This is a genomic window from Acidimicrobiales bacterium, assembly GCA_016716005.1.
Taxonomy (GTDB): domain Bacteria; phylum Actinomycetota; class Acidimicrobiia; order Acidimicrobiales; family JADJXE01; genus JADJXE01.
On the sequence record JADJXE010000001.1, the window covers coordinates 2237485 to 2262106 of the forward strand.

General features: G+C 75.5%; 24 protein-coding genes, 1 tRNA gene and 1 pseudogene. 11 read left to right on the forward strand and 15 right to left on the reverse strand.

All coding sequences use genetic code 11. The features are described 5' to 3' along the window. Nucleotides 1–605 precede the first annotated feature (605 nt). Nucleotides 606–1073: pseudogene (locus tag IPM45_10995) on the reverse strand (2Fe-2S iron-sulfur cluster binding domain-containing protein). A gap of 109 nt (nt 1074–1182) precedes the next feature. Between IPM45_10995 and IPM45_11000 the strand changes: the two are divergent. Then, nucleotides 1183–1548, forward strand: coding sequence for a RidA family protein (locus IPM45_11000; GenBank protein MBK9180071.1), 366 nt, complete (start codon nt 1183–1185; stop codon nt 1546–1548). Next, nucleotides 1545–2417, forward strand: a complete 873-nt coding sequence (locus IPM45_11005) for a hypothetical protein (protein ID MBK9180072.1) — start codon at nt 1545–1547, stop codon at nt 2415–2417. Before IPM45_11000 ends, IPM45_11005 begins: the two co-directional genes overlap by 4 nt. A 9-nt stretch (nt 2418–2426) precedes the next feature. Here the strand turns inward: IPM45_11005 and erpA are convergent, their stop codons facing one another. Both erpA and IPM45_11015 read right to left on the reverse strand, forming a co-directional pair. Continuing rightward, nucleotides 2427–2747 (reverse strand): iron-sulfur cluster insertion protein ErpA, encoded by a 321-nt coding sequence (erpA, locus tag IPM45_11010; GenBank protein MBK9180073.1) that lies wholly within the window; start codon nt 2745–2747, stop codon nt 2427–2429. Nucleotides 2748–2779: 32 nt separating this feature from the next. Next, nucleotides 2780–3475, reverse strand: a complete 696-nt coding sequence (locus IPM45_11015; protein ID MBK9180074.1) for a helix-turn-helix domain-containing protein — start codon at nt 3473–3475, stop codon at nt 2780–2782. Between the two features lie 40 nt (nt 3476–3515). Here IPM45_11015 and IPM45_11020 point away from each other — a divergent pair, with 40 nt between their 5' ends. Beyond that, nucleotides 3516–4751: an Mrp/NBP35 family ATP-binding protein gene (locus IPM45_11020; protein MBK9180075.1), complete on the forward strand. Its 1236-nt coding sequence runs from the start codon at nt 3516–3518 to the stop codon at nt 4749–4751. A gap of 13 nt (nt 4752–4764) precedes the next feature. Here the strand turns inward: IPM45_11020 and IPM45_11025 are convergent, their stop codons facing one another. The 5 genes from IPM45_11025 to IPM45_11045 form a co-directional block, all read right to left on the reverse strand. Next, nucleotides 4765–7011 carry a dynamin family protein gene (locus IPM45_11025; protein MBK9180076.1) on the reverse strand — a complete coding sequence of 749 codons (2247 nt, stop codon included), beginning with the start codon at nt 7009–7011 and terminating at the stop codon, nt 4765–4767. Between the two features lie 74 nt (nt 7012–7085). Further along, the gene (locus tag IPM45_11030; GenBank protein MBK9180077.1) at nt 7086–8450 is read right to left on the reverse strand and encodes an aminotransferase class III-fold pyridoxal phosphate-dependent enzyme; all 1365 of its coding nucleotides are present in this window, start codon (nt 8448–8450) and stop codon (nt 7086–7088) included. A 21-nt stretch (nt 8451–8471) separates the two neighbouring features. Further along, a complete protein-coding gene (locus IPM45_11035; protein MBK9180078.1) occupies nt 8472–9305 on the reverse strand; it encodes an MBL fold metallo-hydrolase in 834 nt (277 codons plus the stop codon). Between the two features lie 25 nt (nt 9306–9330). After that, a complete protein-coding gene (locus IPM45_11040) occupies nt 9331–10218 on the reverse strand; it encodes an NUDIX domain-containing protein (GenBank protein ID MBK9180079.1) in 888 nt (295 codons plus the stop codon). A gap of 1 nt (nt 10219) precedes the next feature. Beyond that, complete coding sequence (locus tag IPM45_11045) at nt 10220–10681, reverse strand: FxsA family protein (protein MBK9180080.1); 462 nt, start codon at nt 10679–10681, stop codon at nt 10220–10222. Nucleotides 10682–10743: 62 nt separating this feature from the next. Here IPM45_11045 and selA point away from each other — a divergent pair, with 62 nt between their 5' ends. Both selA and selB read left to right on the forward strand, forming a co-directional pair. After that, nucleotides 10744–12054, forward strand: a complete 1311-nt coding sequence (selA, locus tag IPM45_11050; GenBank protein ID MBK9180081.1) for an L-seryl-tRNA(Sec) selenium transferase — start codon at nt 10744–10746, stop codon at nt 12052–12054. 10 nt (nt 12055–12064) lie between these two features. Continuing rightward, entirely contained in the window at nt 12065–13792 is a 1728-nt protein-coding gene (gene selB / locus IPM45_11055; protein MBK9180082.1) for a selenocysteine-specific translation elongation factor, read from the forward strand. A gap of 30 nt (nt 13793–13822) precedes the next feature. Here the strand turns inward: selB and IPM45_11060 are convergent, their stop codons facing one another. The 3 genes from IPM45_11060 to IPM45_11070 form a co-directional block, all read right to left on the reverse strand. Continuing rightward, on the reverse strand, nt 13823–14773 hold the full coding sequence (locus tag IPM45_11060; protein MBK9180083.1) for an alpha/beta hydrolase: 951 nt from the start codon (nt 14771–14773) through the stop codon (nt 13823–13825). Between the two features lie 78 nt (nt 14774–14851). Next, nucleotides 14852–15115, reverse strand: a complete 264-nt coding sequence (locus IPM45_11065) for a WhiB family transcriptional regulator (GenBank protein ID MBK9180084.1) — start codon at nt 15113–15115, stop codon at nt 14852–14854. A 105-nt stretch (nt 15116–15220) separates the two neighbouring features. Then, complete coding sequence (locus IPM45_11070) at nt 15221–16552, reverse strand: hypothetical protein (protein ID MBK9180085.1); 1332 nt, start codon at nt 16550–16552, stop codon at nt 15221–15223. A 104-nt stretch (nt 16553–16656) separates the two neighbouring features. Between IPM45_11070 and IPM45_11075 the strand changes: the two genes are divergently transcribed. The 5 genes from IPM45_11075 (at nt 16657) to IPM45_11095 (ending at nt 20798) form a co-directional block, all read left to right on the forward strand. Then, nucleotides 16657–17592, forward strand: a complete 936-nt coding sequence (locus IPM45_11075; GenBank protein MBK9180086.1) for an ATPase — start codon at nt 16657–16659, stop codon at nt 17590–17592. Next, complete coding sequence (locus IPM45_11080; GenBank protein ID MBK9180087.1) at nt 17589–18668, forward strand: ArsA family ATPase; 1080 nt, start codon at nt 17589–17591, stop codon at nt 18666–18668. The genes IPM45_11075 and IPM45_11080 overlap by 4 nt, the downstream gene beginning before the upstream one ends. A gap of 20 nt (nt 18669–18688) precedes the next feature. After that, a complete protein-coding gene (locus IPM45_11085; protein MBK9180088.1) occupies nt 18689–19105 on the forward strand; it encodes a response regulator transcription factor in 417 nt (138 codons plus the stop codon). 62 nt (nt 19106–19167) lie between these two features. Then, nucleotides 19168–19245: transfer RNA gene (locus IPM45_11090), tRNA-Pro, on the forward strand. Between the two features lie 83 nt (nt 19246–19328). Continuing rightward, nucleotides 19329–20798, forward strand: coding sequence for a site-specific DNA-methyltransferase (locus IPM45_11095; GenBank protein ID MBK9180089.1), 1470 nt, complete (start codon nt 19329–19331; stop codon nt 20796–20798). Nucleotides 20799–20861: 63 nt separating this feature from the next. Here IPM45_11095 and IPM45_11100 read toward each other — a convergent pair whose 3' ends face one another. The 3 genes from IPM45_11100 to IPM45_11110 all read right to left on the reverse strand — a co-directional run bounded on the left by IPM45_11100 (nt 20862) and on the right by IPM45_11110 (nt 23052). Continuing rightward, a complete protein-coding gene (locus IPM45_11100) occupies nt 20862–21239 on the reverse strand; it encodes a hypothetical protein (GenBank protein MBK9180090.1) in 378 nt (125 codons plus the stop codon). 98 nt (nt 21240–21337) lie between these two features. After that, nucleotides 21338–22087, reverse strand: a complete 750-nt coding sequence (locus tag IPM45_11105) for an ABC transporter permease (GenBank protein MBK9180091.1) — start codon at nt 22085–22087, stop codon at nt 21338–21340. Beyond that, nucleotides 22084–23052: an ABC transporter ATP-binding protein gene (locus IPM45_11110; GenBank protein MBK9180092.1), complete on the reverse strand. Its 969-nt coding sequence runs from the start codon at nt 23050–23052 to the stop codon at nt 22084–22086. Before IPM45_11110 ends, IPM45_11105 begins: the two co-directional genes overlap by 4 nt. A gap of 133 nt (nt 23053–23185) precedes the next feature. Here IPM45_11110 and IPM45_11115 point away from each other — a divergent pair, with 133 nt between their 5' ends. Further along, nucleotides 23186–23437, forward strand: coding sequence for a pyrophosphohydrolase (locus IPM45_11115; protein ID MBK9180093.1), 252 nt, complete (start codon nt 23186–23188; stop codon nt 23435–23437). On the opposite strand, the gene IPM45_11120 is transcribed toward IPM45_11115, so the two are convergent. Further along, nucleotides 23438–24463, reverse strand: a complete 1026-nt coding sequence (locus IPM45_11120; GenBank protein ID MBK9180094.1) for an aspartate-semialdehyde dehydrogenase — start codon at nt 24461–24463, stop codon at nt 23438–23440. Nucleotides 24464–24622 lie beyond the last annotated feature (159 nt).

Genomic DNA, 24622 nt, shown 5'->3' on the forward strand with positions numbered 1-24622 from the left:
ACCGCCAGCCCCGGCGCGACCAGCCGGATCGCCTCGGCGATCCCGGACGTCCTCGCCACCCGCACCACCCCGGTGCCGTCGGCTCGCAGCCCGGCGGCCAGCGGCGGGCGCTTGGGCCCCAGGCGCACGACGTCCTCGCGGGAGAGGAGCACCCGCACCGGCCGGCCGTGCTCGCCGGCCAGGGCCCGGGCCGCGGCCGGGGCGACGGAGGCGGTCTTGGCCCCGAACGCGCCGCCGTTGGCCAACGGCGATGACGGCTCGCCTCCGGGCGCGCACCACGACGCGTCCGGCTCGAGGTAGGCCGGCTCGACCCAGCTGGTGCGCAGCGTCAGCGCCCACGTCCCGGCGGGCACCTCGATCGGTGGCCGAGCCGGGACCGTGGTCCGCCGGCCCTGCACCTTGCCCGCGGCCGACCGGGCGGCGGTGAGGGTGTCGGCCACGGCCCAGCCGCCGCCGGGGCGGGGCACCGCCACCAGCGCGTCGGGCGGGGCGTCGTCGTCGGCGAAGCCGCCCCGCCCGAGCGCGACCGCGACGCCCACCGCCTGGGGGGTCCCACCCTCGATCGACGCCCGGCGGGTCGCCGCCTCGGGGTCGCGCCCGGCGAGCCCGTCGCCGACGCCGGCCGATCGCGACGACGCGGCCGCCCAGGCGTCGAGGATCGTGCGCCACCCGGTGCACCGGCACAGGTGGGCGAGCAGCGCCTGCTCCACCGGGGCCACGTCCGACGGCGCCGCGCCCCCGGCCCGCAGCGCCGCCAGCCGCACCACGATGCCCGGGGTGCAGAAGCCGCACTGGCTCGCGCCGGTGGCGCAGAAGGCTGCGCCCCATGCTCGTCGCTCCTCGTCGGGCAGGCCGTCGAGGGTGGTGACGCGGCGGCCGGCCACCCGTCGGGCGGGCGTCACGCACGCCACGCGGGGGGCGCCGTCGACGAGGACCGTGCAGCAGCCGCACTGGCCCTGCGGGCTGCAGCCGTCCTTGGGCGAGCGCAGCCCCAACCGGTCGCGGAGCACCTCGAGCAGCGAGGCACCGTCGTCGGGAACCGAGACGGGTCGGCCGTCGACCTCGAACGACACCTCGCTCACTGGCCGCGGTGCGCGGCGACGGGCTCGGGGGGCCGACTTCGGCGGGGCACGGCGAGCAGCCTAGGGTTGGCGGCGTCCCCTCGACCCCGCAAGGAGCTCCATGAGCACGCCCGTGGGCCCGTACACCCCGATCGTGCGGGCCGGCGACTGGCTGGTCGTGTCGGGCCAGATCGGCATCGTCGACGGCAAGCTGGTCGGCGATGGCCTGCAGGGCGAGCTGCGCCAGGCCATCGCCAACCTGGCCGCACTGCTCGACGCCGAGGGGGCGTCGCTGGCCGACGTGGTGAAGACGACGGTCTTCCTGCGGCACATGAACGACTACCCGCAGATGAACGAGACCTACGTCGCCGAGCTCGGCGACCACCGGCCGGCCCGCTCCGCGATCGGCGTCGCCGAGCTCCCGCTCGGCGCCCTCGTCGAGATCGAGGCGTGGGCCTACGTGGGCGGGCACCAGGAGGGCCGGTGAGACCGCTCTCGAGGCGGTCGTTCCTGGCCGCCGGGGCCGGGACCGTGCTGCTGGCGGCCTGCGGCGGGAACGGCGGCTCCGACGGGGCGGGGGCGTCCGACTCCAGCACGCCGAGCCTCGCCCTGGTGCGCTTCTTCGCCGACGGCACCCTCGAGGCCGGCAGCCGCCAGCGGCTGGTCCTCGGCCTGGCCGACTCGGAGGGGCTCATCACCAGCGGGGCCCCGGCCGCGCTCACCCTGCTGGTCAGCCGGGACGGCCGGACGGTCGGCGGTCCGGTGACGGCCGAGCGCCACGACGCCGGCCTCCCGCGCCCCTACTACCCCGCCTACCTCGAGCTGGCCGACGAGGGCGTGTACGACGTGACCACCGAGGTCGACGGCACCGAAGCGGCATCGGCCTTCACGATCGTGGCGCCCGGGGCCGACCCCGTGCCCGGGGTGGGCGACGCCCTGATCCCGGTGGAGACGCCGACGTTCGACGACGACCGCGGCGTCGACCCGATCTGCACGGCCGAGCCCAGCTGCCCGCTCCACGACGTCACCCTCACCCAGGCGCTGACGGAGGGACGCCCGTTGGCGCTGCTGATCGCCACCCCGGCCTTCTGCCAGACGGCGATCTGCGGGCCCGTGCTCGACGTGCTGCTGTCCCAGCAGGAGCGGTTCCCGGGCGTGCACCTGCTGCACGGCGAGGTCTACACGCGCCCCGATCCCAACAGCCCCACCACGCCCGTGGTGGACGCCTACCGGCTCACGTTCGAGCCGGTGCTGTTCCTCGCCGGCCCCGACGGGGTGATCGCCGACCGCTTCGACGGCATCTTCGACCAGGTCGAGCTGGCCGACGCCCTCGGGCGGCTCCCCGGGTCGGGCTGACCGCCGGGCCTAGCTGAAGCTCTGGCCGCAGCCGCAGGTGCGGTTGGCGTTGGGGTTGACGATGGCGAACCCCGCGTCCTGCAGGCCGTCCTTGTAGTCGAGGGTCGCACCCTCGAGCAGCTGGGCGCTCGACGGATCGACCACCACCTGGACCCCGCCGAAGTCGGCCTTCCAGTCGTCGGACGCCACGTCGCTGTCGAAGAACATCTCGTAGGAGAACCCCGAGCAGCCGCCGGGTCGCACCGCGACGCGCAGAGCCAGCTCCGGGTCGCCCTCCTGGTCGATGAGCTCCTTGACCTTGACGGCGGCGTTGTCGGTGAGGGTGATCAACAGGTCCTCCTCGCAGGCGTGATCAGGACAGGCTACCCGTGCGTCAGCTCCACCTGACAGGGCTCGCGGTGCGCGAGCGTGTGGAACTCCTCCACCTGGGCGCCGCCGACGGCGTCGACGAAGCCCTCGACCATCCCCCGGTGCAGCGAGCACACCAGCTCGGGGTGGGCCTCGGCCAGCTCGCGGAACGGGCAGTGGGTGAAGGCGACGCGCGCCACGTCGCCACCGGCGTCGAGCTCGCCGGCGACGGCCGGGTCGAAGCCCAGGTCGGTGAGCTCGGCGACCAGCGCCTCGAGGCAGGACGGCGCGGGGGTGCGTGGCGCCGGCGGGGTTCGGGCCAGCGCGTCGGCCCGTCCCTGCTCCCGGCCGACCTCGGCGGCGTCGTCGGGGTCGACCCCGGCCCGGGCCGCGGCTGCGGCGAGCATCCGGGCCGCCATCCGGAACACCGGGGGCTCGAGGCCCAGCGAGGGGGCGTCGGGCGCCAGCGAGTACAGGTTCTGGGGCCGCCCGACGGTGCCGGCGTTGCGGGTCTCGACCTCGAGGAGACCGACCTCACGCATCCGCTCGAGGTGGGGTCGCACGGTGTTGGGGTGCAGATCGAGGGTGTCGGCGATGTCGGAGGTGGAGAGGGGCACCGGTGCGCGGGCCAGCTCGAGGTAGATGGCGTAGCGCGTGTTGTCGCCCAGGGCCTTGAGCACCTCGAGCCGCGACCCCGGGTTTCCGTGCACGCACGAAGATTACACGGGAGAGCCCGGTAAAATCAGGGCCATGCCCGTACGCGCCCCGGACGCCGACGAGATCACCAACCTGCTGCGCGGGGTCATGGACCCGGAGCTCGGGGGCAACGTGGTCGACCTGGGCATGGTCGACGGCGTGCGGGTGGAGCCCGTCGAGGGGGGTGGCGCCGCCGACGTCACCATCCGCATCAAGCTCACGATCGGCGGGTGCCCCCTGCGGGCGCAGATCAAGCGCGACGTGGAGACGCGGGTGGCCACCCACCCGGCCGTGCGGGACGTCCGCATCGAGTGGGGTGAGATGACCTCGGACGAGCGATCCGAGGTCATGCTGAAGGCCAGGTGGAACGCCCGCGAGAACGCCCCCGACACCGAGGTGCCGGCCACGACCCGGGTGCTCGCCATCGCGTCGGGCAAGGGCGGCGTGGGCAAGAGCTCGGTCACCGTCAACCTGGCCGCCGCCCTGGCCGCTCGCGGCCTCACCGTCGGCGTGCTCGACGCCGACATCTGGGGCTTCTCGGTGCCCCGCATGCTGGGCGTGAGCGGGCGGCTGGCCGGCGTGAAGGGCTCGGACGGCTCCGGGAAGATCGTGCCGAACACCAAGACGGTGCCCAACCCCGCGGGGGGCCCGGCCGGCGTGCTCAAGGTCGTCTCGACCGGCTTCCTGGTGGAGGACGAGGGCACCGCACTCATGTGGCGGGGGCTCATGCTCACCAAGGCCGTCGAGCAGTTCCTGCGCGACGTGCGCTGGGGCGACATGGACTACCTGCTGATCGACATGCCACCCGGCACCGGTGACGTGCAGATGGGCCTGGCCCGGCTGCTCCCGCGGACCGACCTGGTCATCGTGACCACGCCCGCGGTCTCGGCCCAGAAGGTGGCGATCCGGGCCGCCGACATGGCCCGCCGCTCGTTCCTGCGGGTGGCCGGGGTCATCGAGAACATGAGCGCGTTCACCTGCGGGCACGGCACCCGGTACCCCCTGTTCGGTGAGGGAGGGGGCCAGGCGCTGGCCGACGAGGTGGGGGTGGAGCTCCTCGGCAAGGTGCCGCTGGAGGCATCGGTGGCCGCGGGCGGCGATGCCGGTGCCCCGGTGGCACTGGGTGAGGGGCCCGCCGCCGAGGCGTTCCGGGCCCTGGCCGAGCGCATCGTGACCGAGACGGTGCCCCCGGTGCAGATGGCGGGGTGCTCCAGCCGGATGCTCGAGTCGGCCATCGCCGCGCTCGACGCCAAGAAGGCGGCCGGAGCCGGAGCGGGCGCCGGCGGCTGATCGCCCTGCCGGCTCAGCCCCGGGCCGGCGTGCACCGGGGCGGGAGCGACACGAGCGTGGAGGCCAGCCGGTCGAGGGCGGTCGCGGTCTGCACGTCGCGCACCTCGGCGGCACCCTGCAGGTCGTCGGCGGCGGCCGCGACCACCGCCCGGAGCTCGGCCTGCAGGCCGAGGCGGAGCTCGTCGGCGGCGGCCGCCAGGCCGTCGGCGAGGTGCTCTTCCAGGCCCTCGACCGCGGCCGCCGCCCACCCGGGCGCCGCGACCCGCACGCGCTGGCGGAGCAGGCGGAGCACCTCTGCCGTCGTCGCCTTGGTGTCGACCTTGGCGGCCTTGCGGTAGGCGCCGGCAAGGTCGCGCTCGAGGAGGGGGTGCAGCGCTGCGTCGAGGCCGAAGCCGGCCTCGCGCAGGCGCCGCTGCAGCGAGGCGTCGACGGAGGAGGCCGTGGGGCCGGCCAGCTCGGCCAGGACCCCGGAGACGTCGGACCCGGGCGGCACCGCGACGCCGGCCGCGGCGGCCGCCTCCAGCAGCTCGGCCACCGCCCGCCGGGCCGCCTCGAGGGATGCCGCTGCGGCGCGGCGCGGCTCGGCGGCGAGCCGGTCGGTGACGGCGCTCCAGGTGGGCAGGAACCGCTCCACCAGGGCGTCGGTCAGGGTGCCGGTGAGATCGGTGGTGGCGGTGCGCCCGCCACGGGCCGAGGCCGCGTGCAGGGTGGCCGGCGGGAGGCCGTCCCACCCGGCGACCACGGCCCGCAGGGCATCCGGCACGCGGCCGGCCACCTCGGCCAGGCGGCCGTCGGCGTCGTCGAGGATCACGGTGGCCTGCTCGCTCATCGCGTCGGTGGCCCGCTGGAGCTCGACGTCCAGCGCTTCGAGGACCGGCGCCATGGCCTCGGCGAGCCAGAGCCGGGTGCCGTCGCCGTGGCGGGCGCGCGCACCGAGCAGCGCCGAGCGCGAGCGCCGGACCTCCACGATCACCCGGTCGATGGTGTCGTCGAGCGCGACGGCCGAGCCGCGCACGCCGAGCCGGGCGCCGAGGGCCAGCAGGTGGGCGTCGAGGGCGGGCACGCCGGTGGCCGTCGGGTCGTCGAAGCAGACCGGGTGACCCCGGCCCACCCCGAGCAGCCGGAGGTGGTCGCCGGCCGCCACCACCAGCACCGGCGCCCGGGCCAGGGCGGCGTCGAGGGCGGCGGCCTCGTCCGGCGCGGCCTGGTTGCGATCGGCCACCCGGCGAGCGACGGTCGCCAGCTGGCGCCGCACCTCGGTCTCCACGGCCCGGTTCCGGGCCGAGGCCACCTCGCCCAGGGGCGTGCCCGGGTCGAGGTCGAGCTCCTCGGCCGCGGCGTCGGGGTCGAAGACCTCCCCGTGGGTGCCCACGAAGGCCAGGTCGGTGAGCTGGCGCCCGAGGAGCAGGCCCGACACCAGCCCGCCGCCCACGAGCACGTCGACCACGTCGCGGGTGAGGCCCCGCGCCGTGTTGAAGACGACGAGCACCACCTGCGCATCGGTCAGGGCCCGCCGGGCCACGGCCTCGCGGCCGGCGTTGGGGTCGTTGAGGCCGGGCAGGTCGACGAGCACCAGTCCCGGGTCGGGAAGGTCGAACCGCCCGGCCACCTCGACCGTCTCGACCACCGGCCACAGCGTGCTGGACGCGTCGAGGAGCTCGCCGAGCAGCGAGCGCAGCTGGTCGGTCGAGCCGGCGGTGCGCTCGGCCGCGCCCTGGTCGAGGGCGCGGGCGACACGCGGCGGTTCGACGAGCACACGCCGGCCACCGCCCCCCACGAAGCGCTCGGCCGCCTCCGCCCCGTAGGCCGCGCCCAGGGTGTCGAGCACCTGCTGGCGCAGGAGCAGCCGCTCGGCCTCGCCGGCCCGGTCGCGGGGCTCGCCGGCCAGGCGCTCCGACCAGGCGCGCAGGTGGTCCTCCCAGTGGGCGCGGCTCGTGAAGCGCACCCGGACCCGGAAGCCGTCGAGGTCGGCCCAGCGCAGCTCGGTGATCGCCGCGGTGCACGGCCGCACCGTGCTCACGGGCAGCACCCGGGAGCCGAGGAGGGCGTTGAGGAGGGTGCTCTTGCCCGCACCCGTCGAGCCGGCCAGGGCCACACGCAGCTCGCGGGGCTGCGACGCCTGCACCGCCACGTCGTCGAGCCGGGCCGCCCACCCGTTGGGTGCCAGCCAGCGCTCGCGCAGGCGGGGGTGGCTCGCGGTGATGGCGCCGCCGAGCCGGTCGCGCACGGCGAGGGCGCGGTCGGCCACGCACGTCAGCACCGTCGGCCCTCCTCGCCTGCTCGTCGACCGGTCGGGATGCTAGGTCGCGGGGACCGGTCGACCCGGGGACGGGCTCAGGCCACGAGGGCGAGCGCGGCCGACCGGAACACCGCGGTGTGGAGGTCGACGTCAGCGGTGGTGTGCGACGAGGAGAAGAGCGCCATGTTGTGGAACGGCGTGAGCAGGATGCCGCGGTTCAGGCACCACAGGTGGAGGAGGGCGTCGAGCTCGTGGTCGACCGCGGCGGCGGCCTCGGCGCCGTTGCGGGGCGGCGGGCAGAACCAGTACTCGGCCCGGCAGCCCAGCCGCTGGACGCTCCAGGGGAGGCCGAGGTCGTCGATGACGCCCCGGACGCCCGCCGCCCACCGCTCGGCGAGGGGGATCGCCACCGCGAAGTCGTCGTCGCGCAGCGCGCCGGACAGCGTGGCCCGCATGGCCGCCAGCGCCAGCGCGCCGGCCGTGAGGGTGCCGCCGATGCCGCTCACGTCGATGCCCTCGTCGTGCACCAGGGCGCGCAGCCCCTCGGCGACGGTGCCCGTCATGCCGTACGCGGCTGCGGGTACGCCCCCGCCGATGGGCTTGCCGATGGTCAGCAGGTCGGGGTGCAGGCCCCATGCCGCCGTCGCCCCGCCCGGTCCGGCACAGATGGTGTGGGTCTCGTCGATCACGAGCAGGGTGCCGGTCGCCGAGCAGCAGGCGCGCAGCCCGTCGTGGAAGCCGGCGTCGGGCAGCACGATGCCGATGTTCGTGAGCGCGGGCTCGGTGAGCACGCAGGCCACGTCGCCCTCGGCCAGGGCGGCCTCCACCGCGGCCAGGTCGTTGAACTGGACGACCCTGGTGGTGAGGGCCGGATCGCACGGCGGCCCGGCGCTGGCCGGCCGGGAGAGGGTGCGCCCCCCGGGCCCCATGGTCACGAGGGTCTCGTCGACGGTGCCGTGGTAGCACCAGTCGAACACCAGGACCTTCGGTCGCCCGGTGAGGTGCCGGGCGAGGCGGAGCGCGAAGCGGTTGGCGTCGGTGGCCGTCATGGCCAGCTGCCACGTGGGCAGGCCGAACCGGCGGCTGAGCTCCCCGCCGACCCACACCGCGTCGGGGTGGGGGAGCATGGTGGCGAGCCCCTTGGTGGCCTGGGCGGCGACCGCCTCGGCCACGAACGGCAGGGCGTGGCCGCACATGGAGCCGGTGTCGCCCAGGGCCAGGTCGACGTAGACGTGTCCGTCCACGTCGGTGACGCGAGCACCGGATGCGGCCGCCGCGAACACGGGGAAGGCGCCGGGCCAGCGCGTCATCCACGCCATCGGGACGCCGCCGAGCAGGTGGTCGCGGGCGGCCGCGGCCAGCTCGGCGGAGCGCGGGTGCTCGTCGCGGAACCGCTGCCGCTCGGCGGCCATCAGGACGTCGAGGCGGTTGCGGTCGACCGGGGCGCTGCCGCTCGTCATGCGCCTCAGGATCGCCTGTGATCAGGCGCCGGTCCAGCGGCCGGTGAGCCCGTCGTCGCCCTGGCAGCGGGCCCGGCCCTCGGCCGCCAGCTTGCGCAGGTGGGCGTGGAGGGAGTGCCGGGCGATGAACCAGCGGGCGTCGTCGACGTCGGCGTACACGGTGGGGACCAGCTCGTCGACGGTGGCCGGGCCGACACGCTGGAGGGCCTCGCGCACCGTGTCCTCGCGCCGGCGGCGGTGGGCCAGGTAGCCGACGACGGCACCCTGCGGATCGTCGATGCGGTGGCCGTGGCCGGGCGCGAGGGCGGCGAGGGGGAGCGTGAGGAGGCGTTCGAGCGAGGCCAGGTACGCGGCCATGTCGCCGTCGGGGGGCCGGATCACCACGGTGGAGCCCTGCATGACGTGGTCGCCGGTGAAGAGCAGGCCGGTGTCCTCCAGCAGCCAGCACAGGTGGTTCGAGGCGTGCCCCGGCGTGTGGATCGCCCGCAGCGCCAGGCCGGGCCCCTCGACCACGTCGCCCTCGCCCACCAGCCGGTCGGGGGCGAACGACTCGTCGTGGCCCTCGCCGCTGGTGGGTGGGGGCCCGAGCACCTCGGCGCCGGTGCGGGCCTGCAGACCGGTCGCGCCGGGCGAGTGGTCGGCGTGGGTGTGGGTGACGAGGATCCACCGGACCCGGCCGGCTCCGGCGGCGGCGACCGCGTCGAGGTGCTCCGCGTGGTCGGGGCCCGGGTCGATCACCGCCAGCTCGGCGGTGCCCACGAGGTAGGTGTTGGTGCCGGGGCCCGTGAACACGCCGGGGTTCGGCGCCAGCACTCGCACCACGCCGGGCGCCACGGCGGCCGGCACGCCGGGCACGAGGCCGGATGGCTCGCGCACCCGGTCAGCCCTCGGTGGGCGACGGGAACCCGATCGCAGGCCCGCCCGGCCGGCCGGCCATGGGGAGGCCGCCCGGGAGGGGTGTGACCGGCCCGGGCTGGTCGTAGGCCGGGTCGCCCGGCAGCACGATGCGCAGGCCGTGGCCGTCCTGGATGACGCGGGGCAGGATCGTGGGGATCTCGGTCTCGGCCGCCGCCGCGGCCAGGAGGTCGTCGGCCCGATCGAAGCGGCCGATGGCCATCAGGTTGCGGATCGTCGGGAAGATCAGGTCGAGCTCGCCCCGCTGATGGCGCTCGAGCGCGTCGGCCGGCCGCACCCACAGGTTGGCGATGGTCTCGCGGTCGTCGTGCAGCGGGACCTGGGCCTCGGGCGCCCGGGTCACGAAGAAGCGGGTGTCGTAGCGGCGGGGAGGGCCCTCGGGCGTGATCCAGTGGCTGAAGTAGTGGATGGTGTCGACGGCGAGCTGCAGCCCGTCGGCCCGGCAGATCTCCACCAGGCTCCGGCCGGTCTCGTGCACGGCGTGGCGGTGCGCCTCGAACCGGCTCGCCACGTCCGGGTCGTCGAAGCGCACGACCTGCCCGTCCCGGCCGTAGGCGAGCAGCACGCCCGCCTCCTCGAAGCACTCGCGGATCGCCGCGACCCAGTACGCCAGGCCGCCGCCGTCGACGCCGAGGGCCCGGCTGGCGTCGGCGTCGGTGCGCCCGAGGCACCAGGGCTCGAGGTCGGTGTGCCGGTCGGCCGGGTCGACCGCCCCGCCGGGGAAGACGTAGGCGCCGCCGACGAAGTCGGAGTTGAGGTTGCGGCGGAGCATGAAGACCTCCATGCCCGCCACCCCGTCGCGCACCAGCATCACGGTGGCGGCGTCCCGGACCTCGACGGGTGGCCGGTCCATGTCAGCGGCCGAGCTCGCGGGTGGGAACGGCGCCGGCCTCGTCGACGTCGACGATCCCGGCGCGCGTGCGCCCGGCGCCCCACACCTGGGCGGTGACCAGGCGGGTCCGGCGGAAGAGGCGGACGCCGAGCAGCCTGCGCACCACGGCGCGCACCGGCGGGAGGAGCAGCACCAGGCCGAGGGCGTCGGTGACGAAGCCGGGGACGAGGAGGAGCCCCCCGGCGAGGAGGAGCACGAAGGCGTCGATCAGCTCGGCGCCCGGCACCCGCCCGGCGGCGACCGCCTCGTTCATGCGGCGCCACACCCCGAAGCCCTCGCGCTTCACGAGCCAGGCGCCGGTGAGGCTGACGAGCAGCAGCAGGGCGAGGGTGGGGGCCACGCCGATCTCGTCGGCCACCTGGACGATCACCGCCAGCTCGACGATCGGCACCGCGAGGAACAGGAGGAGCAGCACCAGACCCACGGCGGCCATGGTAGGGGCGCGACGTGCCCGTGCCTCGCCGCGGCGCCCTACGCTCGCACGGCATGGCCCAGGTACCCCCGGCACCCCTGGCGGCGGCCGACCGGCCGCCGTCGGTGGACGACCTGGCTCGGTCGATCGCCGACGTCGGCCTGCCCCACCCCCTCCTGGTCGACGCCGCTCGGGTCGCCATCGCCGCCGGCCACCCCGACCGGGCGAGGGCCGAGGCCGAGGCCCTGCAGCAGCTCCTGCTGCAGCCGGTGGTCAACGCCACCGGGGTGCTCCTCCACACGAACCTCGGCCGGGCCCCGCTCGAGCCCGCCCCGCCGGCGCCCGCCACCCGGGCAGCCAACCTCGAGCTCGACCTCGCGACGGGGAGGCGGGGCTCCCGTCAGGCGGCGGTGGCCCTCCTGCTGCGGCGGCTCACCGGCGCCGACGCCGCCCTGGTGGTGAACAACGGGGCCGCCGCGGTGCTCCTCGCCCTGACGGCCCTGGCGCGGGGCCGGGCGGTGGTGGTGTCGCGCGGCGAGCTGGTGGAGATCGGCGGCGGCTTCCGCGTGCCCGACGTGCTGGCCCAGTCGGGGGCCCGGCTGCTCGAGGTCGGCACGACCAACCGGACCCGGCTCGACGACTACCGCCGCGCCGTCGCCCGCTCCAGCGACGATCCGGCGCTGCTGCTCAAGGTGCACCCGTCCAACTACCGCGTGGTCGGCTTCACGTCGGCGGTGCCCGTCGCCGAGCTCCGCGGGCTGGGGATCCCGGTGGTGGCCGACCTCGGGTCGGGCCTGCTCGACGCCCGCTGCCCGTGGGTGCCGGGTGGGCCGCCGGCCTGGCTGCAGGGCGAGGAGGGGGCCCGCCAGGCCCTCGCCGACGGCGCCGCTCTCGTGACCTTCTCCGGCGACAAATTGCTCGGCGGGCCGCAGGCGGGCGTGATCGCGGGGCGGGCCGACCTGGTGGCCGCCTGCGGGCGCCACCCGCTGGCGCGAGCGCTGCGACCCGGCGGGCTCGTGCTGGGCGAGCTGCAGCGCACCCTGCTCGCCCTCCTGCGACGCGACGCCGACGCCGTGCCCTTCTGGCGGATGGCCGGCGTGCCGGTCGAGCGCCTGCGGGAGCGGGCCGCCGCGCTGGAGCTGGGCGAGGTGGTCGACACCGCGGCGGTCGCCGGCGGGGGCTCGCTCCCGGGCCTCGAGATCCCGTCGGCCGGGGTCGCCCTGCCGGGCGACCTGCTCGCGGCCCTGCGGTCGTACCGGCCGCCGGTGGTCGGTCGGGTGCAAGAGGGCCGGACCCTGCTCGACCTCCGCACCGTCGATCCGGCCGACGACGCCGTGGTGGCGGCGGCCGGCCGGCGGGCCCTGGCCGCCCCCGGAGCGGGCTGAGGGCGGGGCGTTGCGGGTCGTCGCCACCGCCGGACACGTCGACCACGGCAAGTCGACCCTGGTGCTGGCGCTGACGGGCACCGACCCCGACCGCTGGGCCGAGGAGAAGCGCCGAGGGCTCACGATCGATCTCGGCTTCGCCTGGGCCGAGCTGCCATCCGGCCGTGTCGTCGCCTTCGTGGACGTGCCCGGCCACGTGCGCTTCCTCGGCAACATGCTCGCCGGGGTGGGGGCGGTCGACGCCTGCGTGTTCGTGGTCGCGGCCACCGAGGGGTGGAAGCCGCAGTCCGAGGAGCACCTGCGGATCCTGGAGGTGCTCGGCGTGCGCCGTGGCCTGGTGGCGCTCACCAAGGTCGACCTGGTCGACGCCGACGGGGTCCGGCGAGCCCGGTGCGACGTGGCCGAGCGGCTGGCCGGCACCTTCCTGGCGGGCGCCGAGGTCGTGGAGGTGGCGGCGCCGGCCGGGGTGGGTGTGGGCGAGCTGCGGGCCGCGATCGATCGGCTGGTGGCAGCCACGCCGGCGGCTGCCGACCGGGGTCGGCCCCGCCTGTGGGTCGACCGGGCCTTCGCCGCCCGAGGGGCCGGCACGGTGGTGACGGGCACGCTGACCGGCGGCTCGCTGGCCGTCGACGACGGGCTGGTGCTCGTGCCCGGCGAGCGCCGGGTGCGGGTCCGGTCGCTCCAGTCGCTCCAGCAGCCGGTCGATCGGGTGGCCCCGGGGAGCCGGGTCGCCGTGAACCTGGCCGGGATCGCCCACGCCGCGGTCAGCCGGGGCGATGCCCTGGTGCGTCCCGGGCAGTGGCGGCCGACGGCCGTGGTCGATGCCGAGCTGGCGGTGCTGGCGTCGCTCGACCACGACGTGTCGGGACGGGGCGCGTACCTGCTCCACGTGGGATCCGCAGAGCAGGCCGTGCGGCTCCGGGTGCTCGGCGGCGCCGCGATCCTGCCGGGGGAGCGGGGCCCCGTGCGGCTCCGCCTGGCCGCTCGCCTCCCGCTGCTCCCCGGTGATCGGTTCGTGCTGCGCGAAGCCGGGCGCGACGAGACCGTGGGTGGCGGCGAGGTGCTCGACGTCGATCCTGTCCTGCCGGCCAGCCGCGCCCGACCCGACCGATCCGTGGATCGGGTGATCGCCGAGCGGGGGTGGCTGGAGCCGGACGAGCTCGAGGCCCTCACCGGCGAGCGACGGCCGCCGACCGTGGGCCGGTGGGTGGTGGCGCCGGCGGCGCTGGCGGCGGCCCGTCACGAGACGTTGGACGCGGTGGACGGGGCCGGACCGCTCGGCCTCGACGTCGCCACGCTCACCGGGCGCCAGCGCGCCGTGCTGGCCACCCTCGACGGCATCACGGTGGAGGCGGGCCGGGTGCGGCTCGGCGCCGTGGACGACCCGCTCGCCGGTCACCCGTTCGTCGCGGCCCTGGCGTCGTCGCCGTTCGCCCCGCCCGGCGCCGACGGCGTCGACCCCGCCGAGCGCCGCGAGCTGGTGCGGCGGGGGCTCGTCGTGGAGCGGGACGGGCACTGGTTCGCAGCGTCGGCGGTCGACGCCGCGGCCCGGCTGGTGGCCCGGCTCCTCGGTGAGCGGCCCGACGGGGTCACGGTGTCGGAGGTGCGCGACGCCCTCGGCAGCTCGCGCAGGCACGTGGTGCCGCTGCTGGCCGAGCTCGACGCCCGCGGGGTCACGCGCCGTCGCGGCGACGTGCGGGTGGCCGGCCCTCGCCTGCCGCCTCCGGATCCCGGCTGATCGCTGCGACGCCGGCGGGCCGGCGGGAAGTCAGGTGCCCCGGTGGCCGAGGGGTCGGAAGCGGGAGCGGCGCTCGGGCTCGCTGCCGCCGGCCTGCTCCATCGCCCGGGCGACCTTGGCCACGTCCACCACGTTGGTGATGACCTCGCCGAAGGTCTCGGGATCGGCGAGGAGCCAGGAGTGGGTGCCCTCGACCACCTCGCCCTCGGTGCCGACCGCCCGGCAGATCGCCTCGAACGACTCCCGGGGGATCAGCGTGTCGCGGTTCCCCCAGAGCACGACGACGGGCAGGCCCCGCCGCTTGAGCTCCTCGAGCTCGGCCGTCAGGTCGGCCCGGCGGGCCAGCTGGCCGACCTTCCACAGCGCCCGCGGGTTGCGCACCAGGTTGGGGAGTGCGTCCTCGAGGATCACCGGCAGGACCTTGCGGGCCTGGGGCAAGGGGAGGATGTCACCGCGGAGGTGCAGGCCCCAGTCCCAGATGGGCCGCTCGGCCAGGGTCTTGACCACCGATCCGGCGTTCCAGGCCGAGCCGCCGATCGAGTTCACCAGCACCAGCGCCCGGACCAGGTCGGGCCGGTCGTGGGCCAGGCGGATGGCCACGCCTCCGCCGAAGCTGTGGCCGACGACGAGCGCCGGCTCGTCCACCTTCACCGCCTCGAGGAATCGCCCGGCCCAGTTGGCGTAGCCACCGAGGGAGAACTCGCGACCCGGGAGGTCGGGCGTTCCCCCGAAGCCGGGCTGGGCCGGCGCGAAGACCCGAGTGCCCAGGTGGGCCAGCCGGCCGAGCACCGCCTTGTAGGTGTGCTGGCCGAGACCCCAGCCGTGCAGGAACAGCGCGGGGTGGCCCTCGCCGGCGACGCCGTAGACCACCGGCCGCCCGTCGACCCGCGCCCGCTTCCAGACCAGGGGGGGCGCGGCCTCGCCCGAGCGCGGGGTGCCGCTCGTCGGGAGATCGCGGGGCAGCGGATCGACGCTGGCCATCACCGCGAGGGTACCGGGCGCCGACCCCGCGTCGACATGGCCTGCGTCACGCCCTGGGGCGACGGCGGCCCGGCGATGTCAGCCGGCCCGGTCGGAGAGCAGGTGGCGGCGCTCGACCTCGCTCAGGCCGCCCCAGATCCCGTGGGGCTCACGGATCCGCAGTGCGTACTCGAGGCACGGTTCCCGCACGCTGCAGCTGGCGCAGATCGACTTGGCCCGCTGCTCCCGCTCGGCCTTCTCGTCCTTGCGCTCGAACTGCGCCGGCGGGAAGAACACGGCCGACTGCGGACCCCGGCACGCCGCCCTCAGCTGCCAGGTGTCTTCCGATCGGAGAACGCTCAACCCCCATCCCCCCTTCAACCCCTCGGGGACGGTACAACTCGGGGGTTGGCCCGGACAACGGGCAACTTTCGCGAACGCGCGCTCGCGCTCGCGAAAGGTGGCTGCTCAGGTGGGGTCGCTGGCCGAGCCGGGCCCGGCAGACCGGGCCCGGCGCTCCCGGTGGTCCCGGGCTCCGCCCTCCTCGGGCTCCACCTCGAGCACCGTCCCCTCGATGGACACCACCCGCACCCGCTCGCCGGCCTTGATCGGCGTGGCCCGGTTGGTCCGGGCGGGCCAGGTGGCGTCGCTGATGCGCACCACGCCGTCGGGGTCGACGTCGGCCACCGCGTCGCCCAGCTGGCCGACCATCCACTCCCGGCCGATGGTGGGGGTGGCGAAGCGGGTCCGGACCATCGCGGGCATGCCGGCCAGCATCATCAGCAGGACGCCCCCGATGCCGGCGAGGAGCGTGATCCACGAGAGCGTGAGGCCGTCGTAGAGCGTCAGGGAGGCACCCACGTACGCCGCGGTGCCGACGAAGGTCCAGAACCGGGGCACGCCCGTCTGCACGTCGATGGCGAAGGCGACCATGGACACCAGCAGCAGGGCGAAGGCCGCCGGTCGGGTGGGCAGGGCGGCCAGCCCGTAGCAGCCGAGCACCAGGGCCAGGGCGCCGGTGACGCCGGCGATGCCGATGCCGGCGGTGAAGAACTCGAACACGATCAGCACCAGCCCGATCGTGAGCAGGAGGTAGGCCACCGGCGGGCTGGCGACGGTGTGGAAGAGCTGGTCGACGAGCGGCAGGGCGTAGAAGCGCACCTGGGTGACGGGCTCTCGACGAGGGCCGTCGTCGGTCTGGACGACGGCGGCGGTCTCCAGGGTGGTGTCGCCGACCCGCTCGCCGTCGAGGTTGACGATGAAGTCGCCCAGGGTGGGGGCGTCGACGTCGACCACCCCGAGCCGCTCGGCCTCGCTGGCCCCGATCGTGCGGTCGCGGAGCTGATCGGTGGCGTCGCCGAAGGCGGGGCCGAAGACGTCCTCGGGGAACAGGGGCTCGCCGAGGTCGCCGAGCCGGCTGCCGGGTGCCATCCCCGCGAACGCCGCGTAGCCGGCCAGCTGGCCGGCTGGGCCGAGGGCGCGGGCGCCGCTGGGGCCGACCCACACCCCGACCGGCACCCGTGCCGACGAGATGCGGAAGGCCAGCTCGGCCATGACCTGGTCGGAGACGACCGCGCCCTTGCTGTTGAGCTGGATCACGAGGAGCTGGGCGCCGTCGTCGGCGGCCGCGTCGAGGGCGCGGTCGATGAAGTCGACCAGGACCCGATCGACCAGGCCGCTCACCTCGATCACGTCGACCGGGGCGACGTCGGCGGCGGCGCCCCCGGCGGGGGCGTCGTCGGCCTGGGCCGCGGCCCGCGCGGGGGCGAGCAGGACCAGGGCCGACATCACGAGTGCCACGGCCGCGGCGTAGCGCCGCCCCGTGGGTAGTCTGCGCACGAGGTGCCTCCGAAAGGGGACCGTTGGATCCTGCGCGGTTCTTCGCTGCATCCCGGGTAGCCATCGTGGCCGGGAAGGGCGGCGTCGGCAAAACCACGGTGACCGCGACGCTGGCCGTGGCGGCCGCCCGCGCCGGCCTCTCGACCCTCGTGGTCGAGGTGGAGGGCAAGAGCGGTCTGGCCTCCTGCTTCGGCCGGCCGCCCCTCGGCTACGAGGAGGTCGAGCTGTGGCCCGGGGGCGGACCGCACGGCGACGCCGACGTGCGGGCCCGCACCATCACGCCCGACGAGGCCCTGCTCGAGTACCTCGAGGACCATGGGATGCGCCGCATCAGCCACCGCCTGGTCAGCTCGGGCGCCCTCGACGTGGTGGCCACGGCCGCGCCGGGCATCCAGGACATCCTGGTTCTGGGCAAGGTGAAGCAGCTCGAGCGGGGCGGGCCCGCCGACCTGGTGCTGCTCGACGCGCCCGCCGCCGGCCACGCCATCACGTTCCTGCAGTCGGCGCGCGGCCTCGTCGACGCCGTGCGCGTGGGCCCGATCCACAGCCAGGCCCGGGACGTGCTCGACCTGCTGACCGACCCGGCCCGGTGCCAGGTGCTGCTGGTGACCCTGCCGGAGGAGACGCCGGTCAACGAGCTGGTCGACACCGCCTACCAGCTCGAGGACCGGGTGGGCGTGAGCCTGGGCCCGGTGATCGTCAACGGGCTCTACCCGGACGTGCACGGCCTGGACGCCGACCCGGAGGTGGCGGCCGCCGCGGCCGGCGCCAGCCTGCGCCCCGGCGAGGCCGAGGCCCTGCGGGCCGCGGCCGACTTCCGACGGCACCGCATGGCCCTCCAGCGCGAGCAGCTGGGGCGGCTCGAGGCCCGCCTCCCCCTGCCCCAGGTGCACCTGCCCTTCGTGTTCAACGCGGACCTCGGCCTCCCCGACATCGAGATGCTGGCCGATGCGGCCACCGCCGGCATCGAGGCCCTGCCCGAGGGCGCCGTGGTGCCGTGAGCCTGGCCGGGATCGTCGCCGAGCGCTCGATCATCGTCTGCTGCGGGTCGGGCGGGGTGGGCAAGACCACCACCGGGGCCGTGCTCGCCCTCGAGGCGGCCCGGCGCGGCCGCCGGGCGGTGGTGGTCACCGTCGACCCGGCCAAGCGGCTCGCCGACGCCCTCGGGCTGGAGGCCCTCACCAACAGCCCGAGCCGCATCGACGGGCCGTGGCCGGGTGAGCTGTGGGCGCTCATGCTCGACACCAAGAACACGTTCGACTCGCTGGTCCAGCAGTACGCCGCCGACCCGGACCAGGCCGGTCGCATCCTGGCCAACCGCTTCTACCAGAACATCTCCGGGAGCCTGTCGGGCACCCAGGAGTACATGGCCATGGAGAAGCTCTACGAGCTCCACGAGGCCTCCGACTTCGACGTGGTCGTGGTCGACACGCCGCCGACGCGCAACGCGCTCGACTTCCTCGACGCGCCCCGGCGCCTCACCCACTTCCTCGACAACCGGCTGTTCCGGGTGCTGATGACACCCACCAAGGCGTACCTGAAGGCGGTCAACTTCGCGGCCCAGGCGTTCCTCCGGACGGTCTCCAAGGTGGTGGGTGGCGAGGTCATCCAGGACGCCATCACCTTCTTCCAGGCGTTCGAGGGCATGGAGGCCGGCTTCCGCGACCGGGCCGCCCGGGTGCTGGAGCTGCTGTCCGAGCCCGACACCGCGTACGTGCTGGTGGCGTCGCCCCGGCGCGACACCGTCGACGAGGCCGTGTTCTTCGCCGACAAGCTGGCCGAGGGCCACCTGGCCGTGGCCGCGCTGATCGTGAACCGCATGCACCCGGTCTTCGGCGAGGGGCTGGCCCAGGCCACGCGGGAGCGGGCCCACACGCTGGCCGGCACCGACCTGGGCGGGCTGTACCAGAACCTGGCCGACTTCCAGCTGGTGGCCCAGCGGGAGGAGGAGCACCTGCGGGGGCTGGCCGAGAAGGTGGCGCCGGCACCCGTGGCCCGGGTGCCCTTCCTGCGCTCCGACGTCCACGATCTGGACGGCCTGGCCCAGGTGGCCGGGCACCTGTTCCCGCCGAGCTGAGCGCGGCTACCGTTCTGGCGATGCCCGAGGTGCTGGTGGTCAGCGACGCCGACTGGATCCACGACGAGGTCGAGGCGGCCCTGTCGGGCCCCGACACCACCCTGCTCCAGGTCCGCGCCGGCCGCGACGTCGCGCCGGCGGTGCGCGAGCACGAGCCGGAGCTGGTGGTCATCGACCTGCAGATCGGCAACATGGGCGGCATGGCCACCTGCATGAACCTGCGCCTCGAGGAGAGCGCCGGCCGTGCACCGCACGTGGCCGTGCTGATGCTGCTCGACCGGGAGGCCGACGTCTTCCTGGCCCACCGGGCCCAGGCCGACGGCTGGCTCGTCAAGCCCATCGACGCCTTCCGGCTGCGCAAGGCGGCCCGGGCCCTGCTCGACGGGGGCTCCTACGTCGAGGGCGTGCCCCCGGGGCACGAGCACGCAGCCTCCTGATCGAGGGCCCGCGCATCGGCCTGGCGGCCTCCCGGGGCCGGTCGGGTAGGATCGGGCGTTCACGGGAAGTAGCGCAGCTTGGTTAGCGCGCAGCGTTCGGGACGCTGAGGTCGCGGGTTCGAATCCCGCCTTCCCGACCAGACCTGGACGGGGCGGGGGTGTCACGCGGCGAGTTCCGGGCGCGCCACGGCCTCGGTCGGAGGCCGAGGCGGGGAGGGGCGCGATGAGGCAGCGACGGAGGACGTCGACGTCGAGCTTCGGCGTCGGTGCCCGCGAGAGCCACGACGCCTCGGCCTTCTACGACCGCTTCCGCGCGCCGGAGCTGTCCGACGACGAGGACGTACCGTCGCCGAAGCCGATCGAGGAGCCGTTCGTGTGCGGCGACTCCCGCCACCTGGATGCCGTGGACGACGGGTCGGTGGCACTGGTCGTCACCTCGCCGCCGTACTTCGCCGGCAAGCAGTACGAAGAGGAGCTCCAGCGCGAGGGGGTGCCCTCGTCGTACCTCGAGTACCTCGAGCTGCTCACCGACGTGTTCGCCGAGTGCGTCCGCAAGCTCGAGCCGGGGGGCCGCATCGCCGTCAACGTGGCGAACCTCGGCCGCAAGCCGTACCGGAGCCTGTCGGCCGACGTCATCCGCATCCTCGAGCACGACCTGGGGTTGCTGCTGCGCGCCGAGCTGGTCTGGCAGAAGGGCGAGGGGGCCAGCGGCTCGTGCGCGTGGGGTTCGTTCCGGAGCGCGGCCAACCCCGTGCTGCGCGACACCAGCGAGCGGGTGGTCATCGCCAGCAAGGGCCGCTTCGACCGCGCCCGCAGCGTCAAGCGGCGCGCCGCGGAGGGCCTCCCCCACGAGAGCACGCTGATGACCGACGACTTCCTCGCCCTCACCCTCGACATCTGGTCGATCCCGCCCGAGAGCGCCCGTCGTGTCGGCCACCCCGCGCCGTTCCCCGTCGAGCTGCCAGAGCAGCTCATCCGGCTCTACACGTTCAGGGACGACCTCGTGCTCGACCCGTTCATGGGCAGCGGCTCGGCACTCGTCGCGGCGGCCCGGCTGGGCCGCCGCTACGTCGGCTACGACCTCGACCCCGACTACGTGAAGATCGCAGAGAGGCGGGTGGCCGAGGCCCTCGCGCCGGGCCCGCAGCTCCCTCTTCCCGTCGCGCAGCCCCAGGCGATCTCCGCTCCCGTCGCGGGTCCCGGCGGGGACTTCCGGAGCCGTGCGACCCGGGAGGGCAAGGCGGCGCAGGCGCTCGCCGCCGAGGTCCTCGCCGACGCGGGCTTCACCATCACCGAGCGCAACCGGCGCCTCCCCAGCACAGGGGTCACCGTCAGCTTCGTCGCGACCGATCGCGAGGGAGCCACCTGGCACTTCGACGTCCCCGGTGCGTTCACGAGCCACCGGGGGGGCCTCCTGCGGACGGACACCGTCTGGAAGGCGCTCGGTCGGGCGAGCGCCCTGCGAGGGCGCGTCCCGGGCGTCCCGCTGGTCTTCCTGGCCACCGACCTCCCCCGACGCCCGAGCGAGGGCGACACGGCCCTCCGTGCGGCGGGCCCCGACGCCTTCTTCGACGCGATCGAGCTGCTCTCCGACGAGGGCCGCGAGCGCCTCGGGCGGTACGCCGAGGGTGGGTTCACCGACCACCCGCAGCCGGGCTTCTGGACCCCACACGAGCTGGTGCGCCGCCCCTGACGCGGCGTCGTGGCTGTGGGACCGCGGGCCCGGGAGCCGGCCTCACGCCGGCGAGCCCCGACGTCAGCCCAGGCTGGCGCCCACCACGGTGCCGTCCTGGACGACGAGGTTGACGCGGTTCTCGATGAGGTCCATGGTCGCCGGGAGCGGCTCGCCGTCCTCCTCGACGACCCGCCACGGCCGGCCCTCCTCGTCGGCCAGGGCGCCGGCCTCCTCGACCGTCAGGCCGATGTAGCCCTCGAGCTCGGCCGGGGTCGTCGTGGACGGCGACGGCGTGGTGGTGGTGCTCGCGTCGGCCCCGGACGTGGTCGCGGTGCCCGAGTCGTCGTCGCCGCAGGCCCCGGCCGTGCCGAGGATCAGGGCCGCCGAGACGGCCAGGGCAGCGGCCCGTCGCGCCGGCGTGCGACCGGCGGCACGGATGGTCTCGACACGGTGCGCCATCGGGGTCCCTCCTCGGGTCGGCTGGGCAGAGGTTAGGTGGCACGCCACCGGCGGGCGGGGAGGGCGTGGTCGCCCCGTGGTCGGCCTCCGGACGCCGGTCACTCCCAGCGCAGCAGCCGGACGGCCAGGGCCCAGCAGCCCGCGGTGATGGCGACGATGACGGCCAGGGAGCCCCAGCTCCATCCCGCCCCGAGCCAGGGATCCTGCAGCGCGGTCACCACGTACGTCAGGGGCATCAGCGCACCGGCCGCCCGCATCCCGCTCGAGAGCACCTCCGGCGGGGGGCCGGCGCCGGAGATGAACAGCATCACGAACCAGAGCAGCACCCCGACACCGAGCGCGGCGCGGGCCGTGTCCAGCACCGCGCCGAGCAGCACGCCCACGGCGGCGAAGCACAGGGCGCCGGCCACGAAGGCCACGGCCACGCCCGGCCACTGCTCGGCCAGGTCGGCGCCATAGGCCGTCGCGCACAGCACCACCACGACCAGGCCGCCGACGAGGGCCACCACGAACGTCACCAGCACCTGGGCGCCGAGCACCGCGCCGGCCGAGAACGACGAGGCGTGGAACCGGCGCAGCACGCCCTTCTCGCGGTAGCCGGCCAGGTGGGCCGGCAGCGTCACCAGCCCCACCGACGCCATCACCAGCCCGACGTAGGCGGGCGCATAGAAGGTCATCGGCCCGACCCCCCGGTACACGCCCGGGTCGGGGACGTCGCCGAACACCCCGCCCAGCACCACGAGGAGCACCACGGGCAGGGCGACGGCGAACACCACGCTCACCGGCTCGCGCAGGAACAGGCGCAGCTCGACGGCCGCGAGTCGCCGCACCTGGGCCAGCAGCGTCACGAGCCGCTCGCCGTGGGCCCGGCCAGGCGGAGCACCACGTCCTCGAGCGACGGCTCGCGCACGTGGAACTCGAGGGGCTCCCACCCGGCGGCCACCAGGGCGTGCCCGACGTGGGCGGCCACCGGCCCCTCACCGGTCACCGTCAGCACGTCGCCCTCCCACTCCACCTGCCGCACGCCGGGCGCCCGGTCGAGTGGGGGCGGCCCGCCCGGTCCCGTTCCCGTTCCCGGGCCCGGTCCCGGCCCCGGCCCCGGCCCCGGCCCCGGCCCGGGCAGGCGCACCCGAACCACCGTCTGGCCGCCCTGTGCAGCCACCAGCCCGGCGGGCGTGTCGGTGGCCACGATGCGCCCGTCCCGGAACACCGCCAGCCGGTCGCACAGCCGTTCGGCCTCGTCCATGAAGTGGGTGACGAGCACCACCGTCGTGCCGTCGGTGCGGATGCCCTCCACCAGGTCCCAGGCCTGACGCCGGGCGGCGGGATCCAGCCCGGTCGTCATCTCGTCGAGGAACACCACCCGCGGGTCATGGACGAGCGCCAGCGCGATGAACAGCCGCTGCCGCTGGCCGCCCGAGAGGCTGGCGAAGGTGGCCTCCCGCTTGTCGGCCAGGCCCCAGCGCTCGAGCTGGTGCTGCCAGCTCCCCGCGCCGGGCCCCGTGCTCGCGAACAGGGCCAGCGCCTCGCGCACCCTGATGCGGTCGGGGAGGGCCGACTCCTGGAGCTGGCTGCCGACGATGCGGCGGAGCGCGGCTGGCTCTCTCCGCGGGTCGAGGCCGGCCACCCGGATGGCGCCGGCGTCGGGGCGGCGCAGGCCCTGCGCGCACTCGACGGTGGTGGTCTTGCCCGAGCCGTTCGGGCCGATCACCCCGAAGATCTCGCCCTCGTCGACGTGGAAGGAGACGTCGTCGACGGCCAGCAGGTCGCCGTAGCGCTTGGTGAGCCCGTCGACCTGGATCGCCACCGCCACCGCGGGCAGCGTAGGCGTCGTGGGGCGTGCGGTCCCGCCGGGCCGCCGGCTCTAGCCTGCGGACGTGGCCCCGCCTCCCGACCCGCCGCCCGGGCCGCCCGACCACACCACGCTGGCGGGGTTCCAGGACCTGATGGCGCAGACCTACGGTGCCCGCGACCGGGCGCGGGGTGTGCCCGCCACGGTGGCCTGGCTGGCCGAGGAGATGGGCGAGCTGGCCAAGGCGGTGCGGAAGGGGACGCCCGCCGAGCAGCTCCACGAGCTGGGCGACGTGCTGGCCTGGCTGGCCTCGCTGGCCGACCAGCTCGGCCTGCGGTTCGAGGACGCGGCCGCCCGGTACGCCGGGGGCTGTCCGCGGTGCAGCGCCGTTCCCTGCCGCTGCTGATCAGCCCTGACGGCGGACGAGCTCCTCGGCGATCTGCACCGCGTTGAGGGCGGCCCCCTTGCGGAGGTTGTCGCCCGAGAGGAACAGCGCGATGCCGTGCTCGACGCCGGGGTCGCGCCGGATGCGACCCACGAAGGTGGGGTCGACACCGGCGGCGAGCAGCGGGGTGGGGATGTCGGCCAGGGCCACGCCGGGGGCCTCGGCCAGCAGCTGGCGGGCCCGGTCGGGCGTGAGCTCGCGCTCGAACTGGGCGTTGATCGACAGGGAGTGGCCGGTGAAGACCGGCACCCGCACGCACGTGCCCGACACGGCCAGGTCGGGGATCTCGAGGATCTTGCGGCTCTCGGAGCGGAGCTTCTGCTCCTCGTCGGTCTCCTCGCTGCCGTCGTCGACCAGGTTGCCGGCGAACGGGAGCACGTTGAAGGCGATGGTGGCGGCGAACTTGCTGTGGGGCGGGAAGTCGACGGCGGTGCCCGACTCGGCCAGGCCGACGGCCCGGTCGGCCACCTTGCGCACCTGCTCGTCGAGCTCGCTCACCCCGGCGACACCCGCCCCGGAGACCGCCTGGTAGGTGCTCACGACCATCCGGGTGAGGCCGGCCTCGGCGTGGAGCGGCTTCATCACCGGCATGGCCACCATGGTCGTGCAGTTGGGGTTGGCCACGATCCCCTTGGGGATCAGGTCGAGGGCGTGCGGGTTCACCTCGGCCACGACGAGCGGCACGTCGGGGTCCCTGCGCCAGGCCGAGGAGTTGTCGATCACGGTGGCGCCCGCCTCGGCCACCCTCGGGGCCAGGGCCCGCGAGGTGGTCGCCCCGGCCGAGAACAGCACCACGTCGAGGCCGGTGTAGTCGGCGGTGGCCGCGTCCTCCACGGTGACCTCGGCGCCCGCCCACGGCAGGGTGCGGCCGGCCGAGCGGGACGAGGCGAACAGCCGGAGCTGCTCCACCGGGAACCGGCGCTCGGCCAGCACCGAGCGCATGACACCACCCACGAGGCCCGTGGCCCCGACCACTCCGACGCGCATGGCGGCCAGGCTACCGGCCGCACCCGGCGGAGCCGGCCGGTTTGGGGCGCCGACCCTGGCTCCACGTGCGTGCCGAGCGGCGGTGGGCTCCGAGGGTGGGTGACACAGGTGGGTCGTAGGGTGATGGTGCTTCCCTGATCGCCGGGTTCGCCTGGCCTG